General features: G+C 44.5%; 11 protein-coding genes. 5 read left to right on the plus strand and 6 right to left on the minus strand.

Annotated features, from left to right (window positions below):
• Positions 1 to 21 precede the first annotated feature (21 nt).
• Positions 22 to 1164: an efflux RND transporter periplasmic adaptor subunit gene (locus AC1XUE_RS14025; RefSeq protein ID WP_483356606.1), complete on the minus strand. Its 1143-nt coding sequence runs from the start codon at positions 1162 to 1164 to the stop codon at positions 22 to 24.
• 327 nt (positions 1165 to 1491) lie between these two features.
• Between AC1XUE_RS14025 and AC1XUE_RS14030 the strand changes: the two genes are divergently transcribed.
• The 5 genes from AC1XUE_RS14030 to AC1XUE_RS14050 all read left to right on the plus strand — a co-directional run bounded on the left by AC1XUE_RS14030 (position 1492) and on the right by AC1XUE_RS14050 (position 6387).
• Positions 1492 to 2592 carry a sensor histidine kinase gene (locus AC1XUE_RS14030; RefSeq protein ID WP_483356607.1) on the plus strand — a complete coding sequence of 367 codons (1101 nt, stop codon included), beginning with the start codon at positions 1492 to 1494 and terminating at the stop codon, positions 2590 to 2592.
• The gene (locus AC1XUE_RS14035) at positions 2589 to 3344 is read left to right on the plus strand and encodes a LytR/AlgR family response regulator transcription factor (protein WP_483356608.1); all 756 of its coding nucleotides are present in this window, start codon (positions 2589 to 2591) and stop codon (positions 3342 to 3344) included. The genes AC1XUE_RS14030 and AC1XUE_RS14035 overlap by 4 nt, the downstream gene beginning before the upstream one ends.
• A gap of 169 nt (positions 3345 to 3513) precedes the next feature.
• Positions 3514 to 3843, plus strand: a complete 330-nt coding sequence (locus AC1XUE_RS14040; protein ID WP_483356609.1) for a DMT family transporter — start codon at positions 3514 to 3516, stop codon at positions 3841 to 3843.
• A gap of 161 nt (positions 3844 to 4004) precedes the next feature.
• A complete protein-coding gene (locus AC1XUE_RS14045; protein ID WP_483356610.1) occupies positions 4005 to 5171 on the plus strand; it encodes a lycopene cyclase family protein in 1167 nt (388 codons plus the stop codon).
• 244 nt (positions 5172 to 5415) lie between these two features.
• Positions 5416 to 6387: an HD domain-containing protein gene (locus AC1XUE_RS14050; RefSeq protein WP_483356611.1), complete on the plus strand. Its 972-nt coding sequence runs from the start codon at positions 5416 to 5418 to the stop codon at positions 6385 to 6387.
• A gap of 160 nt (positions 6388 to 6547) precedes the next feature.
• Here AC1XUE_RS14050 and AC1XUE_RS14055 read toward each other — a convergent pair whose 3' ends face one another.
• The 5 genes from AC1XUE_RS14055 to AC1XUE_RS14075 all read right to left on the minus strand — a co-directional run bounded on the left by AC1XUE_RS14055 (position 6548) and on the right by AC1XUE_RS14075 (position 14801).
• Positions 6548 to 6793 carry a DUF3253 domain-containing protein gene (locus AC1XUE_RS14055; protein WP_483356612.1) on the minus strand — a complete coding sequence of 82 codons (246 nt, stop codon included), beginning with the start codon at positions 6791 to 6793 and terminating at the stop codon, positions 6548 to 6550.
• A 214-nt stretch (positions 6794 to 7007) separates the two neighbouring features.
• Complete coding sequence (locus AC1XUE_RS14060; protein ID WP_483356613.1) at positions 7008 to 8162, minus strand: efflux RND transporter periplasmic adaptor subunit; 1155 nt, start codon at positions 8160 to 8162, stop codon at positions 7008 to 7010.
• A gap of 9 nt (positions 8163 to 8171) precedes the next feature.
• Positions 8172 to 12524: a CusA/CzcA family heavy metal efflux RND transporter gene (locus tag AC1XUE_RS14065; RefSeq protein WP_483356614.1), complete on the minus strand. Its 4353-nt coding sequence runs from the start codon at positions 12522 to 12524 to the stop codon at positions 8172 to 8174.
• Between the two features lie 97 nt (positions 12525 to 12621).
• Positions 12622 to 12978, minus strand: a complete 357-nt coding sequence (locus tag AC1XUE_RS14070) for a hypothetical protein (protein ID WP_483356615.1) — start codon at positions 12976 to 12978, stop codon at positions 12622 to 12624.
• Between the two features lie 347 nt (positions 12979 to 13325).
• On the minus strand, positions 13326 to 14801 hold the full coding sequence (locus AC1XUE_RS14075) for a carboxylesterase family protein (protein WP_483356616.1): 1476 nt from the start codon (positions 14799 to 14801) through the stop codon (positions 13326 to 13328).
• Between the last annotated feature and the right edge of the window lie 168 nt (positions 14802 to 14969).

Below are 14969 nucleotides of genomic sequence, written 5' to 3' on the forward strand. Positions count from 1 at the left end.
GATCTGATTTTATCTTTGGAATTACTTGGAAAGCGAGTCCGCTGCCACAGTTTTTGGCGCTACTACCATTCCTTCCTGCAGGACATCAATGCGGTTAACGGCAATTTTATCGCCTGACTGCACGCCGGATCGGACTAAATAATTTTGACCCGATACCCCGGCGATTTCAATAGGCGTCATCGCCACTTTATTGCTATCGGCCAACCTGAATACGAAATACTTGTCCTGGATGTCTTTTACAGCAGCCATGGGCAAATCCAGCACACCATCCAGTACCCGGTGTATGATCACTTTTCCGGAACCTCCGGAACGCAGCAACTTATCCGGGTTTGGAAATACGGCCTTCAGAGACATACTGCCCGTGGCGCGGTCAATGTTACCACTGGCACTTTCAAGCTTACCCTTGTGTGCATACGCAGATCCATCGGCCATAATCAGCTCCACATTTTCACCTTTTGATGTGCCTGCTTTTTTAAAGGCAATAAAATCGGCCTCGCTCATTGAGAAGTATACAAAAACAGTATTGATATCCGAAAGCGTCGTTAACGGAGCTGCGTCGGATGGCATAACCAGGTTGCCGATCCGGTTGGGTATACGGCCAATGTAGCCACTCACCGGTGCTTTTATTAAAGCAAAACCTGCATTGATTTTAGAAGATCCCAGAGCCGCCTTCGCCTGGGCTACCTGTGCTGTGGCTGCGTCATAACTGGCCTGTGCTGCACGCAGCTGCATATCTGATACCACTTTACCTTCTACCAGCGGACGTATCTTTTCCACCTCCAGATGAGCATTGGCCTGCGATGCCAACGCAGACTTCAAGCCGGCATCGCTGTTGTTTACCTGTTCATTGAATACTTCACTTTTAATTTTGAAAAGCGGTTGCCCCTTTTGGACGTAATCGCCCTCTTTGACGTAAATACTTTCCAGATAACCGCTTACCTGTGCCTTCACATCCACATTTACAACCCCTTCTATTGCGCCGGGATAGCTGCTTTCGACCGGCGCATTGCCATTATGTAAAGTAATAAAGTCGGTTTCCTCTGGCGGCGTCTGGCCATATTCGCCCTGATCTGCCTTTGTGCTGCAAGAACTAGCTATGGCAAATGCGGACAACATCCATAATCCGGTTAACAGATGCTTTGTTTTATATTCGAAATGAAACATTGTACAAAAATTATTTTGGTTGCAAAGAAAGCCCGGTAGGATGGCAAAAGGCTTATTTTTTGACCGAACCGTAGTTTTTTACGACTGAAACGACAGATGTGTCCCACTGAATTTGAGCTCATCTTTCTGCTACTTTCCTGACTTGATCATCGGTTGCCAATGATAAGTAACCTTAGCATGCCGGTTGGATAAATCGTATTTTCCGGCTCAGTAGCTAATTTTTACGTTTCAGTTAAATTCCCGGTAGGTACTGTTGTGATACGCTTCAAATTTGTACGTGAATTAACGTGTAACTTTGCCGTAATTCTTAAACGGAACCATCATGTCATGAGAAAAGAGCCTAGTCAATTGATAACCAGAAAAAGCAAGTTGATCATACTTGCCTGTTTGTCATTTGTTATGTTTTATGTTTTCACCTACATGCTCAATCCTTTTGATATCTGGTGGCAGCAGTATTTTGCAAGGTCTGTAGCGGATATACTCATTGAATGGGCTCTTTCATGGCTTTCCTGTACATTAATATCCCTGTCGAGCATCTGGATTCATGAGCGTCTCAATCAAAAGCTGCCATGGATAGAAGTGCCGGTTCAGCGGCTGACAGCGGAAACTACCTTAAATGTCGCCAGCGTTGTGTTACTGATTTTCAGCCAGTTAATTTTCATGTATCTGTTGGAAGATAAAAGTTCAGAACTTTTTGGAGACAACAAAGAGAATCTGTGGTACTGGCAATGGCTGACAGTCAGTATTTTTATTGCCCTCACCGTAAGTGCTATCAATACCGGAGATTATCTGATTCTTAACTGGAAAAATGCCGCTCTGGAAGCAACTGAGCACAAACTGAAATCCGCGCAACACAGACAGGCAGCCACTGAAGCCGAACTTGAAGCACTCAAACTGCAGCTCGACCCCCATTTTGTTTTTAATAATCTAAGTGTACTCTCCGAACTGATCCTTGAAGATCAGCAGCTGGGCTATCAGTATTCAGAAAACTTTTCCAAAGTATACAGGTACTTATTACTACACTCAAAAACCGACCTGATTACGCTTAAGGAAGAAATGAAATTTCTAAAAGCTTACATTTTTTTGCTGCATCACCGCGCAGGATGTGGCATTGCCTTTGAAATCAAAATAGACCAGACTCATTTAAATCTGAGTCTTCCTCCTATGACACTGCAACTGCTGATCGAAAATGCGATGAAGCATAACAAATTCTTAAAATCCAATCCCCTTCAAATTACAGTGAAAAGCGGTGAAAATTCAGATCTGATCGTCTCAAATTCAATCATTCCCCTGCAAACAAAAGAACGGTCTTCCGGACTGGGACTTAAAAATATAATACAGCGATATCTTTTGTTAACTGACAGAACACCCCAGATTATAACCACCAGCAATATGTTTGTCGTTTCCATTCCTTTGATAAAGTCATGATAAAAAATATCCTAATCATTGAAGATGAGAAACCAAATGCCGACAGGCTTAAACGGATCATCTCGGCTGTAAATCCGGGTGCGAAGATCCTGGCTATCCTGGAAAGCGTTTCAGAGAGCGTCGACTGGCTTTCAACGAATGATTGTCCAGACCTGATCATCATGGATGTACGGCTGCCTGATGGGCTTAGTTTCGAAATTTTTGAGAGAGTGAACCCCAAATGCCCTATCATTTTCACAACCGCCTATGACGAGTACGCCGTACGCGCCTTCAAAGTGAATAGCGTCGACTATTTACTAAAACCAGTGGTGCAGGAAGAACTGGAACATTCTTTCCGGATGGCGGAAGAAAAAATGCACAGTCACCAAACTATTTCTATTGAAAGCCTTTTAAGCCATATCGGCAAAAAAGAATACCGCAGCCGTTTTTTGCTGCCATTCAGAGATAGCTACAAGACGATTCTTGTCAATGATATAGAGTACCTTCATTCAGAGCTCAGGATTACAAAAGCAAAGCTATCCAATGGCAGCGAAGAAGTATTGCCCCAAACACTGGAAGAACTAGAACAGCAATTGGATCCCAAAATATTTTATCGTGTAAACCGTCAGTTTATCGTTCATATCGACTCCATCCGGCATGTCCACAATTATTTCAACGGCAAGCTAAAAATTGAGCTGAAACAAAACCAGAATGTCGAAATCATCGTCAGCCGCGATAAAGCTGTACTCATTAAAGCCTGGCTGGATTATTAAAGGTCACTGCGTTTAAGTATGGATAATGACGTTCCGGAGGATGTCATCATGCAGCTATTTTCAGGAATCTGAATTAGCGGCAATATTGCCCGCATGTTACCAGGCTTTACAGCTTGACTGATGTGCATAAAAATCATATACAAAACCTCGTAAAACCACATCTTTTAAAATGAAATATCTTTTTCTGGCAATTGCTATCACCTCGGAAGTCATCGCCACTAATGCCATGAATGCTTCCCAGCAATTTACAAAGCTTATTCCGAGCCTGATAACCATCTTAGGTTATCTATCGGCCTTCTACTTCTTAAGTCTGACACTTCGCACAATGCCATTGGGAATGGCTTACGCAGTTTGGAGTGGCGTCGGCATTGTATTAACAGCGTTGGTTGCAATGGTGCTATTTAAACAGGTTCCTGATGCTCCTGCGATAATCGGGATGGTATTAATCATTGCCGGAGTATTAATCATGAATGTATTTTCAAAAACCACTGTCCACTGATTAATAAAAGAAATGTAAACCAAGAGTCGAACTCTTAATCAAAAATGCTACTTTTTGACAGACGTCTTTCCGGCTCAGTCAATACTGATTGAAGCCAGGGGCTTAATTTTTATGACGATGCCTTAAATCGTAGATTTACTATTTAACAACTTGAAGATCCTATGCAGGCTGGGAAGTTCGATATCATCATAACCGGAAGTGGGCTGGCAGGCCTGAGTTTGGCTTACAGAGCAATAAAAGAAGGTGTCTGGCAAAATGAAAATATACTGATCATAGATAAGGAGCCAAAAGGCAAAAACGACCGGACCTGGTGTTTCTGGCAGGATGAAAAAGCCGCTTCCCCCTTTCAGGATATCATTTACCATTCCTGGAAACAACTTTCATTTTTTACAAATGACGACAGGAAAATCAGCTTGAAAAATGGCAGTTATGCCTATCACATGATCCGTAGTGTTGATTTCTATGAACATGTGCTTTCATTTTTGAGCCGGTGCCCGCAGATAACTTTCGTTTATGGTACTATAGTCTCAATTCAAAACATCGAAAACGGAGGCAGGGTCGACACACAGGATGCTTCCTATCAGGGAAAATATATCTTTAATTCGGTTTATGCCAAGCCTGAGTTAAGGCGGTCAAACCAGTACTTTCTTCAGCACTTCAAAGGTGTCACCATACGGACCGACCAGTTCAAAGCCAGTCGGCTGGAAATGTATCTGATGGACTACAGGACATCTCAGGAAAATGGGACCACGTTCTTTTATGTACTGCCTGTATCTGATCAGGATATTTTTGTGGAGTACACGATTTTCTCAAAAAACCTGCTGCAACAAAATCAGTACGACGATAAAATAGCTGAGTACCTGACAGATGTTCTTGAAATCACTGATTACAAAATCATTGAAAGTGAATTCGGCATCATTCCCATGACAGACTTCCCGTTTCAAAGAAGATCTGAAAATATCATGCATATCGGTACCATGGGTGGTGACACCCGGGCTTCGTCAGGCTACACGTTCACGAATACACAAAAAACAGTTTCCAAGATCCTTTCATCCTACCGCAAGTATGGTCACCCATTTTCAATATCTGAAAATATAAACCATAAGCATCAATTACTGGATAGCACGATCTTAAACGTGCTAAACAATAATCATTACCAGGGTCACCAGATCTTCACTGATTTATTTACCCATGTTAAAGCGAAAACAATTTTCCGATTTCTGGATTCAGAAAGCACCATTCAGGACGATTTACGGATCATGAGCAGTTTAAAGGCAAAACATTTTATCAGGCCGTTTTTACAGGTGTGCCTTCAAAAGTTCACCTAATTGTATGTTTCAAGAAAGCGATCGTTTTGTTTGGCAGATAAAGTATCCGGCCGCTTATCAATCAACACAGTGCGTCGATGCTAAAGCAGCTTAGCAGGCGAGGTTTTATAAATCATATACCACTTTGTTCTTTGTTTGCTATGTACTGTTCCGCAAAAAAGGGAAACAGTGATAATTATTGATGTTAAATGCGTGTTTGCCGCTTAAGAACTTTCTCCAGTCTATAGGCTTATATATACTAATTATGCACTACTCCGATACTATTTATGGCCCTGCTTTGATCGAGGAACCTGTCCTGATCGATCTGATGAACTCTAAGGCATTTCGTCGGCTCGAGCATATCCGGCAACATGGTATTACAGGCTTTCTGGGGATGACCCAGCCAATCACAAGATTTGAGCACTCAATAGGCGTCATGCTGTTGACGCGCCGGTTTGGCGCCAGCCTGCAGGAGCAGGTTGCCGCTTTACTCCATGACGTGAGTCATACGGCTTTTTCACATGTTATTGATCATGTCTTTAGAGGCCAGCCTTACCATGAACGCATGAAAGGGTCATACCTTGAGCAATCCGATATTCCCTCCATTTTAGCCCGCTACGGCTACAACTGGCAGGAATTTATTGATGAAGAGGCTTATCCCATTTTGGAGCAGCCTGCCCCGGCACTCTGTACCGACCGGCTGGATTACTTTTTCCGTGACAGCGTGGCGCTGGGTTTGCTGACAAAACAGGATGTAATCCAGGCACTGTCTCATTTGCTAGTGACAGATTATGCGATTGCTGTTGAAGATCTCAAAACCGCGCAATGGCTTGCCTACACGTATATGAAAGCTGATGAACTGAGCTGGTCAAATATGCAATCTCTTGGCCTGTACGAGCTGACGGCGGAGCTTATCAAAGACAGCTTACAGTTAGGGGCTATCGCAGAATCGGATGTGTGGCTTACCGATCAGGGACTATGGGATAAGATGGCGAGTTTTCCGAATCATGATCTACAGGCCCAATTAACTCGGCTAAGAAGTCCTATTCATTTTGCAGAAACGAAAACATCGCCTTGGCGCAAACTGGAACCAAAAATTCGGACGATCAATCCAACAGTTTTAGTCGACGGAGAGGGCATTCTGTTATCTGATCTGGATACAGATTTTAGTCGTGATCTAACTGCATATCAGCAACGAAGGCAGGGCTATCTATCACTTAGCTACTCGCTTTCATAAATTCATCTGGTTTGCATAAAGCGATTGAAGTGTAGGAGAAGAATTAAACAACTATCGCTGGCCTTGCAGTGTCAGGTTACCATAGAAATTGTCTATTCTTAAACAGTATGATTTTTGTTTACTCTCAATCCATTTAGCTCCAGGAATGTGTACCACTATTTTAGACAATTTTAATGCAGACAGTTCCTTTGATATCCTTTACATCAATAGGTATTTCCTTTTGTGTTATCACTACACGACCGTTGTTATGCAAATCAATTGCTACCTGACGTACATCTTTCATATACTTATGCCAGTCGTCAGGAATTAGCATGCGGGCAATTTCCTGACGACTGGCACTTTTCTCCCTCCCACGTTGAATGGCAGTAGATAGGATTATTGCTGCTATTTTCTGGGAATACTGCATGTGTATTTCATTTATTTAAGATCAGAATAATCCACTCCTATCACTACCTGTTTTCTAAGCTGTCTGCTAGTTTAATATTCTCGCCTGGCTGTTCAAGCACTCTTGAAAACCCAGCAAGAAGAGGCTTTTTTAGAACTCATATGTTATCTATAATCGGTAATTATTATCCTGATAACAAACAACATATGAGCTTAAATTATTTTCCAAAGGCATTTTATTCCGGATCTGCTTCGGTATTTTTAATCTTCATCAATAATGCATAGGCATTCCTGACGACCAGCTTTGTGCGGTCATTAATTCCATCTGCTTCTATCTGTTGCTTGCCTGCACGCACCACTCCTGGTGTTACGGGCGTCATTTCAAATTTCCCTCCTCCATGGTCAGTGAAGATGTAAAATTTGTTCTCCCAACGCACCAGCGCGTTCTCGGGAACCGTAAGCGCCTTTTGGTTACTGACTGATACTTCACCATTCATAAACATACCGGGCACCAGAGACGCATCGTATTTATCAAAATGGCAATGCACTTCGGCCATCCTGTCCTGATCCAGGCTTTTTGTGATCAGGATTATTTCAGCCCGAAATTTTTTTGTTGGATCGCCATTGGTAAATGCGGTCACGCGCTGGCCAACTGATAATGCGCCCAGGTCCTTTTCAAATACATTTAAAACCAAATGAATGTCATTTGGATTAACCAGCTCGAAAAGCATGTCCGTAGGCGCGGTGTATTTACCCACATTAACATTGACTTTGGAAACAAAGCCATGAATAGGCGATTTGATAGACACATTTTTGGATATCTTATCGGCTTTGAGTTTGCCCGGATCAATGCCGATCACTTCCAGTTTTTGTCCTAATGCGCTCACCAGTATACGCTGTGTTTCCATTTCCGCTCTTGCTTGCTGAAAAACCCGGTCACTGCTGGCTTTGCTTGCATTCAGGTCACGCTGGCGGTTGAATTCGGATTCTGCAAGGAGCAACTTTTCTTTGGCGGTGAGATAATCCTGTTGCAGCTGGATGAACTGCATATCTTCCAATTCAGCCAACACCTCGCCCTTGCGTACGTGCATTCCGGGGAGCATTTTGGTGGATTTCAAATAACCTCCCAAAGGAAAACTAAGGCTTATCGTGCTTTGAGGCGGCACATCGATTTTCCCTTGCAGCAACAGCACGCCGCTGATATTCTCCAACGCAGGCGTACTGACTTCTATGCCCACGCTTTTCTGCTGCGCATCGCTGATGGAAACGAATGTTTCACTTTGCGTCGCTTCCGAAGCAGCTTTTTCACTTTGAGCCGTTTCCGGTTGGTTATCCTTTTTGCATGCAAGCATAAGCAGCAGGCTCAGACAGACCATGATGTGATTCTTCATTTAAATATTTTATAAATTGTTCAGTTTCAACCATTCGATCACAGCCAGATTATAGCTGTTCAGCGCATTGATATACTCGTTTTTAATTGAAATCGCCTGGTCGGCAAGGATGGCCCATTGCAGAAAATCAATATCGCCTTCCTGGAATTGCTGGTCGGCTGTGGCAATGATCACGTCGGCGTTTTTAAGTCCCTGCCCCTGATAATACTTCAGGCTTTGCTGGTATTTTTGGATCTGCTGACTGGCATTATCCAGATCATTTTGCAGCTTTAATCCGATCAGATCTGACTGCGCCTGATTCCTTTCCCAGTCCAGTTTTGCAGCCGCGACACGTGCATTTTGTGCTTTAAAGAACAAAGGAATGCCAATGCCTGCACTTACATAACTAAACCTTTTTGATGCTCCATAAGTAAGCTCCCGACCTCTGACCACCTGCGGACCGATCAGCGTTTGATTGTTGTAACCAACCGTAAAATCCGGTAACAGTTTTGACTTTTCAGTTTGCCAGCGATATCGGGCAACATCCTGCTGATGCCGGGTCAGTTCCATTAACGGAAGTTCACGGGTATCAGCAGAGATCAGCGGATCATCAATTTTGAGCCGATCCACTTTTGGCCTGTAGGTTTTTGAATCCTGCACAAAGAAGTTAAACTGCCTCACAGCGATTTCCAGATCATGATTAATCAGGTTGAGTTGATTGGCAATCTGTTGCCTGCGCGATTCTGCAGCCGTTTTTTCCAAAAGATTGGCAGCACCTTTTTCAAAACGGAGATTGGATTTTGTTTCAAATAAGCTGTATATGCTATCCGCATAGACAAGCAACCGTTTGCGTTCTGTCATGGAAATGTATTCGTAAAACAATTGCCGCACATTGCCGCGGATTTCCTGTTCAGTAAGCTTCGTACTAGCCCTTGAAGCGAGAAAGCTTGATTCCAACAACTTCCGCTGATTCGTATAAACACTTGGAAAGTTGAACGTTTGACTGATACCAATCCGGTTATCATTGTTGATACTATTGACTTTTCCGTAATCCGCACTGATGTTTGTCCTGGCAATATCAAGCGAACTGGATTGCAGACGCTCACTTGCTTTTTCACCCAGACGGTCACTTGTCACCTGCAAGTTTTTTTCCAAAGCGATCTTCATGGCAGAATCAAGGTCAATAGGCGTAGGCGTCGTCTGAGAGAAACCGGCATGTGCAAAGAGCATTACCAGTAATGTCAGTGCTGGTTGAAGTCCTTTGGTTTTAGGCCTTTTATCAAATAATAAATATAAGCCCGGCAGCACAAAAAGCGTTAATAGGGTTGCACTGATCAACCCGCCGATCACCACCGTGGCCAGTGGCCGCTGCACTTCCGCACCCGCACCATTACTGAGTGCCATTGGCAAAAATCCCAGTGAGGCAACAGCCGCCGTCATCAATACGGGGCGTAGCCGGTTGCGCGTGCCGGTCATCACAACCTGCATTGCATTCAAGATCAAGCCCTCTTTCCTGATCCTGTTGAACTCAGAAAGCAGCACGATCCCATTTAGGACCGCGACGCCAAACAATGCGATAAAACCCACCCCTGCCGAAATGCTGAACGGCATTCCGCGAAGAGCCAGCCCGAAAACGCCTCCAATCGCAGAAAGCGGAATGGCTGTATAGATCAGCAAACCATCTTTCACAGATGAAAATGCGAAATAAAGCATAATAAATATCAACAGCAGCGCAATGGGAACGGCAATGATCAGCCTCGCTTTGGCCTGTTGCAAATTCTCGAACGCACCGCCATAAGTAATGCTGTAGCCAGACTCGAACTTCATTTTTGCATCCACTTTTCCCTGTAATTCCTCCACGATAGACTGTACATCCCGGCCTCTGACATTAAAACCGACAATAATTCTTCTACGTGTATTTTCCCGCTGGATCTGATTGGGACCTTCCACTTCCTGTATGCTTGCAACCTGATACAATGGAATCTGAATGCCTCCAGGCGTAGTGATCAGCAGATTTTGAACATCATTGATGCTACTTCGGCCTTCATGGCCCACCCGCACGACAAGGTCGAATTTCTTTTCACCTTCGTAGATTTGCCCTGCGGTGGCTCCCGCAAAAGCAGCGTTGATGGTGCTGTTCACCTCGTCAATGTTCATGCCGTATTTAGCAATTTCGTCGCGGTTGAATTCGATCACAACCTGTGGCATACCAGTCACTTTTTCGATATACCAATCTGCCGTGCCATCGACGGTTTTGGAAATGCTTCCCAGTTGCTCGGCATAAGCGGCGAGCTTGTCGAGGTCTTCGCCGAATATTTTACAAACCACATCCTGCTTGGCGCCGGTCATCAACTCATTGAAACGCATTTGTACGGGATATTGAAATCCGGTTGTGACACCAGGCATCACTTCCTGCGCCGTGGCCGCCATTTTGCTGGCCAGATCCGGGAAAGTTTTCGCACTTTTCCACTCCGTTTTATCCTTTAAAACAATAATCATATCCCCACCTTCAATGGGCATCGGATCAGTTGGGATTTCTGCGCTGCCGATGCGGGACACTATTTTTTCTACTTCGGGATAGGCGGCTTTCAGTTTCTCGGAAATAACCTTGAACGCATCAATGGTTGTACTCAGGTTTGTGCCGACCAGCAGCCTGGTTTCTGTTGCAAAATCACCTTCTTCGAGCTGCGGGATAAATTCTCCGCCCATTTGCATAAATAAAAACACAGCGAAACCAAACAATGCAAATGCTGAAGCCACAAGCGTTTTCCTAATCGTTAATGCGCCGGACAATAGCCGGGCATAACCATTTTCCAGACGCGTCATCACCCGGTCGGAGAAGTTGGGCTTGTGTACAATTTTCTTACTGATCAACAGCGAGCTGATCATGGGAATATAGGTCAAAGACAAAATGAATGCGCCCATTACTGCGAACGCAACGGTCTGTGCCATAGGCTTAAACATTTTGCCCTCAATGCCGGAAAGAGAAAGAATGGGCAGATAAACGATCAGGATGATAATTTGTCCGAAAACCGCTGCATTCATCATCCGGGAAGCCGAACTAGTCACTTCTTCATCCATTTCGGTCTGCCCTATCTGCGCTACATTCTCGTATTTTTGGGAGAAATGCATGTGATGCAAAATGGCTTCCACAATAATCACAGCTCCATCCACGATCAGTCCGAAATCCAGCGCGCCCAGACTCATCAGGTTACCGCTCACCCCGAAGAGGTTCATCATGGTTATGGCAAAAAGCATAGATAAGGGAATTACAGATGCCACAATCAGTCCGGCGCGCAGGTTTCCCAGAAATAGAACCAGTATCAAAACAACGATCAATGCACCCTCCAGAAGATTGTGTTCAACCGTACCGATAGCATTATTCACCATTTTGGTACGATCCAGAAATGGCTCGATTTCCATTCCTTCGGGCAATGTCTTTTGGATTTCAGCCACGCGAAGCTTTACATTTTTGATTACCTCGGAGGAATTCCCGCCTTTCAGCATCATTACAATCCCACCCGAAAGCTCGCCTTTGCCCGCCATCGTCAGCGCGCCATAACGGATGGCCGAACCCAGCCGCACCTGCGCCACATGACTGATCAGCACCGGCGTTCCGTTGCTGTTATTTTTCACAACAATCTTGCGAATATCGTACATCGAACCTGCTAATCCGACGCTTCGTATATACAGTACAGCCGGACCCTTTTCTATATACGCGCCTCCCGTGTTTTGGTTGTTGCGTTTTAACGCGGTGAAAACATCGCTGATTGAAAGGCCTAGTGCTTTCAGGTTTGCCGGGATTACGGCCACTTCGTATTGTTTGAGCTCACCGCCAAAAGTGGAAACATCCGCAACGCCCGGCGTGCCCAGCAGCTGTCTGCGCACGATCCAGTCCTGGGTAGTCCTAAGATCAGCCAGGGAAAATTTTTTCTCGAAACCATCCTTTGGTTTCAAAACATACTGGTAGATTTCTCCCAGCCCCGTCGTGGCCGGTGCAAGTTGCGGCGTGTTGGCATCGTTTGTGATTTCTACCTGCGAGAGCCTCTCTGTAACCTGCTGGCGCGCCCAGTACACGTCGGATTCATCGTCAAACACAATGCTGATCAGCGAAAGTCCGAATCGGGACATGCTGCGACTTTCTTTCAGACCGGGAATGTTGCTGATGGCCTGTTCGATCGGAAAAGTGATCAGGCGCTCCACATCTTCGGCGCCTAATGAAGGTGCGGTGGTAATCACCTGTACCTGATTATTGGTAATGTCGGGAACGGCATCTATAGGCAACCTGGTCACTTCATACGTACCGTAGATTACCCACAGTAGCATAAATATCCCTATTACCAGTTTATTCTTCACAGAAAACCGGATAATGTTATTCAACATATCGAATCAAAATTAAATATATAGCAAATGAGGCCATATGCGCCCTTATGCAGCACAAATGGAGACCCAGGATCAAATCCTGCGCATTGATATATATTTAAGCCTGGGGAGGACGGAACAGGGACCCCAGCGTTGTACAATAGGCAACCTGAGGTTGGTCAGGCCCGTAATCGGCCCTGATCACAGGTTGTGAATGCCGAATGAATGTGAATCTTTCAGGATGCGCAAAGAAGAAATTGACGTGATGCATTTCAATTTTCTTGAAAGGCAGCTGCATATCCTTTTCGTCATCATTATCATCCAGGTCTTCACCCCAGTAATGCATGGAAAGGAAGTCGACAAAACTTACATTTTGATCCAATGATTTGTGTTCCAGAAAATGCCTGATCAAAGACGGTGCCTTCATAACCTGATACAATGATGTCGTATCAAGAATGACAATTGTCAGGAGCATATTTCGGATAAACCTTTTCACGCCATAAAATTAACTCGCACCCATCTGAATCACAAGAAAAAACTATTTTATCCTTCTTTAAAAGCTTTATTCATTGGCATTTTGACAATCTTTCTCGCTTGTCGGGGAGACGCAGACAAAATAGTGTTTCTGGAAATTTCCGGGGTTTATCAAATCACAACGCTCTACAATATGGAGGGTGAGAAGCTTAATTTTCCGGAGTCAGTGGTTGGGAAGGGTACCATCAAGTAGCTATTATTTGATGGTACTGATAATTATGGGAAGCGTTTTAAGAGATTCCGGCACTTCTGGCTTTCCATATCTTAATGGTTAAATGCTTTTGATAACTATTCCTGCTTTTGAGCAAAAAGCCAATCCAGCAGCCCGGGGGTAGTTTTCACCAGGTCCCAGATGCCATGTTCACGATCCGGATATTCAGTGTATCTGGGATGGCCACCGGCTTTCCGGATCGAAGCAATCAGATCGCGTGAGCCTGCCACAGGTACGTTTCTGTCCTTTGCACCATGAAAGGCCCACACGGCCACATGAACCATATTTTTTCCCAGCAAAGCGTCATCCCCGCCGCAGATCGGTATGGCAGCAGCAAACAGGTCTGGCCGAGTGCCAATGAAATGCCAGGATCCATATCCGCCTCTTGAAATACCTGTCACATACACCCTCTTTTTATCGATTCCGGGTTGTTTCACCAATGCAGATATTGCTTCCAAAGCCAGCTTTTCTACCGAAGAATTATTGGGAACACCACCCCATCCTGTTCCTTTGGGGCATCTGGGAACGAATATAAATGCCGGATACCGTTCTCTGTTCTTTTCCTCTGTCAACCACTGCGCAGGATCGCACGCCGCTATCTGTCGTTCATTATCATCAGCACAGGTATAAGGAAGGCCTACTACGAGTGGGTAGCTTTTTCGGGAATCATAATTCAGCGGCTTCATGATCCTGTACATCAGCGTATCTCCGCTATGGCCTACATAAAACCTGGCTTCAAAAGGCTCAGCCATTAATTTGGCCCTTTTAGGTACATGCAGTACATCATATCCCCGAGATGCCAGCATTACTCCGGCAAATAGTCCAAACAAAAGACACAATAAAGCCGACAGTCCCGCCCAGGTCTCCGAAATCTGATCGGTTCGGCTTAGTTTTTCTTTTGCGGCATGCTTTGATTCATCTGAAAAATTCAGAATAAAAAAAACAGGAATCAGGTTGCCAAGCCGCAGAGTCCAGAAGTAAATTTTAATAAGTGAGCTCGATGCGGACAACGGATTACCCGACATAAAGAATTGGTAAATACATATGGCAAGCAGCACCAAACCTACAATGCCTGATGCAACGCCCGCCCATTTAAGCCACGTTCTCTTGCCCGATTCGGAAAAGATCAGACTGAGCGCATGCACTATTCCGGTGCTGACCGTGGCCAAAACCATGGGAATATAATAAATATGCAATTCCCGGTACATCAACATCAGCGCATAAACCAAAATGGCATAACATACAGCTGTTACTGCTGCTACGCCTGCAGTCCATAAAGAAACCTGGTATTTTTTGACATGAAAATAGCGCAGCATACACAGCATCACTGCTACCCCAACTACATTTTCAGCCAGATACCAGTTTTTGAACGCATCGAGAAGCAAATAGCTCTCACCGAGAAAGTAGTAAAGGATACTATTAAAAACAGCCATCAGGATCGATAGGCCCAGGAAAAAATTAGCAAAGGTGTAGAAGCTCTGTTTCATAGCTGACTGATCTGTATCCTTTTTCGTATTCAAAAAAGCAGGTAGCAATGAATACTTACTTAACATTAGTATGAACGGTCGGAGCATTTCATCGCCCGGCATGTTGTCAAAAACAATCCTTTATTCATTGGACTTTCAATCAGCTTTTTCCACAAAAGAAATGAAGACAGAGAGCGATAATATTAAGACCGTCAGACGAAGATTGGAAAGACGCAGAAAAATCATCCGAATGCA

The organism is Dyadobacter sp. HNCC25DJ187 (assembly GCF_056895255.1).

Excerpts from the sequence above, each read along its gene's own strand:
- AC1XUE_RS14025 (WP_483356606.1), bottom strand. The coding sequence starts at position 1,164 with ATGTTTCATTTCGAATATAAAACAAAGCATCTGTTAACCGGATTATGG.
- AC1XUE_RS14030 (WP_483356607.1), top strand. The coding sequence starts at position 1,492 with ATGAGAAAAGAGCCTAGTCAATTGATAACCAGAAAAAGCAAGTTGATC.
- AC1XUE_RS14035 (WP_483356608.1), top strand. The coding sequence starts at position 2,589 with ATGATAAAAAATATCCTAATCATTGAAGATGAGAAACCAAATGCCGAC.
- AC1XUE_RS14040 (WP_483356609.1), top strand. The coding sequence starts at position 3,514 with ATGAAATATCTTTTTCTGGCAATTGCTATCACCTCGGAAGTCATCGCC.
- AC1XUE_RS14045 (WP_483356610.1), top strand. The coding sequence starts at position 4,005 with ATGCAGGCTGGGAAGTTCGATATCATCATAACCGGAAGTGGGCTGGCA.
- AC1XUE_RS14050 (WP_483356611.1), top strand. The coding sequence starts at position 5,416 with ATGCACTACTCCGATACTATTTATGGCCCTGCTTTGATCGAGGAACCT.
- AC1XUE_RS14055 (WP_483356612.1), bottom strand. The coding sequence starts at position 6,793 with ATGCAGTATTCCCAGAAAATAGCAGCAATAATCCTATCTACTGCCATT.
- AC1XUE_RS14060 (WP_483356613.1), bottom strand. The coding sequence starts at position 8,162 with ATGAAGAATCACATCATGGTCTGTCTGAGCCTGCTGCTTATGCTTGCA.
- AC1XUE_RS14065 (WP_483356614.1), bottom strand. The coding sequence starts at position 12,524 with ATGTTGAATAACATTATCCGGTTTTCTGTGAAGAATAAACTGGTAATA.
- AC1XUE_RS14070 (WP_483356615.1), bottom strand. The coding sequence starts at position 12,978 with ATGCTCCTGACAATTGTCATTCTTGATACGACATCATTGTATCAGGTT.
- AC1XUE_RS14075 (WP_483356616.1), bottom strand. The coding sequence starts at position 14,801 with ATGTTAAGTAAGTATTCATTGCTACCTGCTTTTTTGAATACGAAAAAG.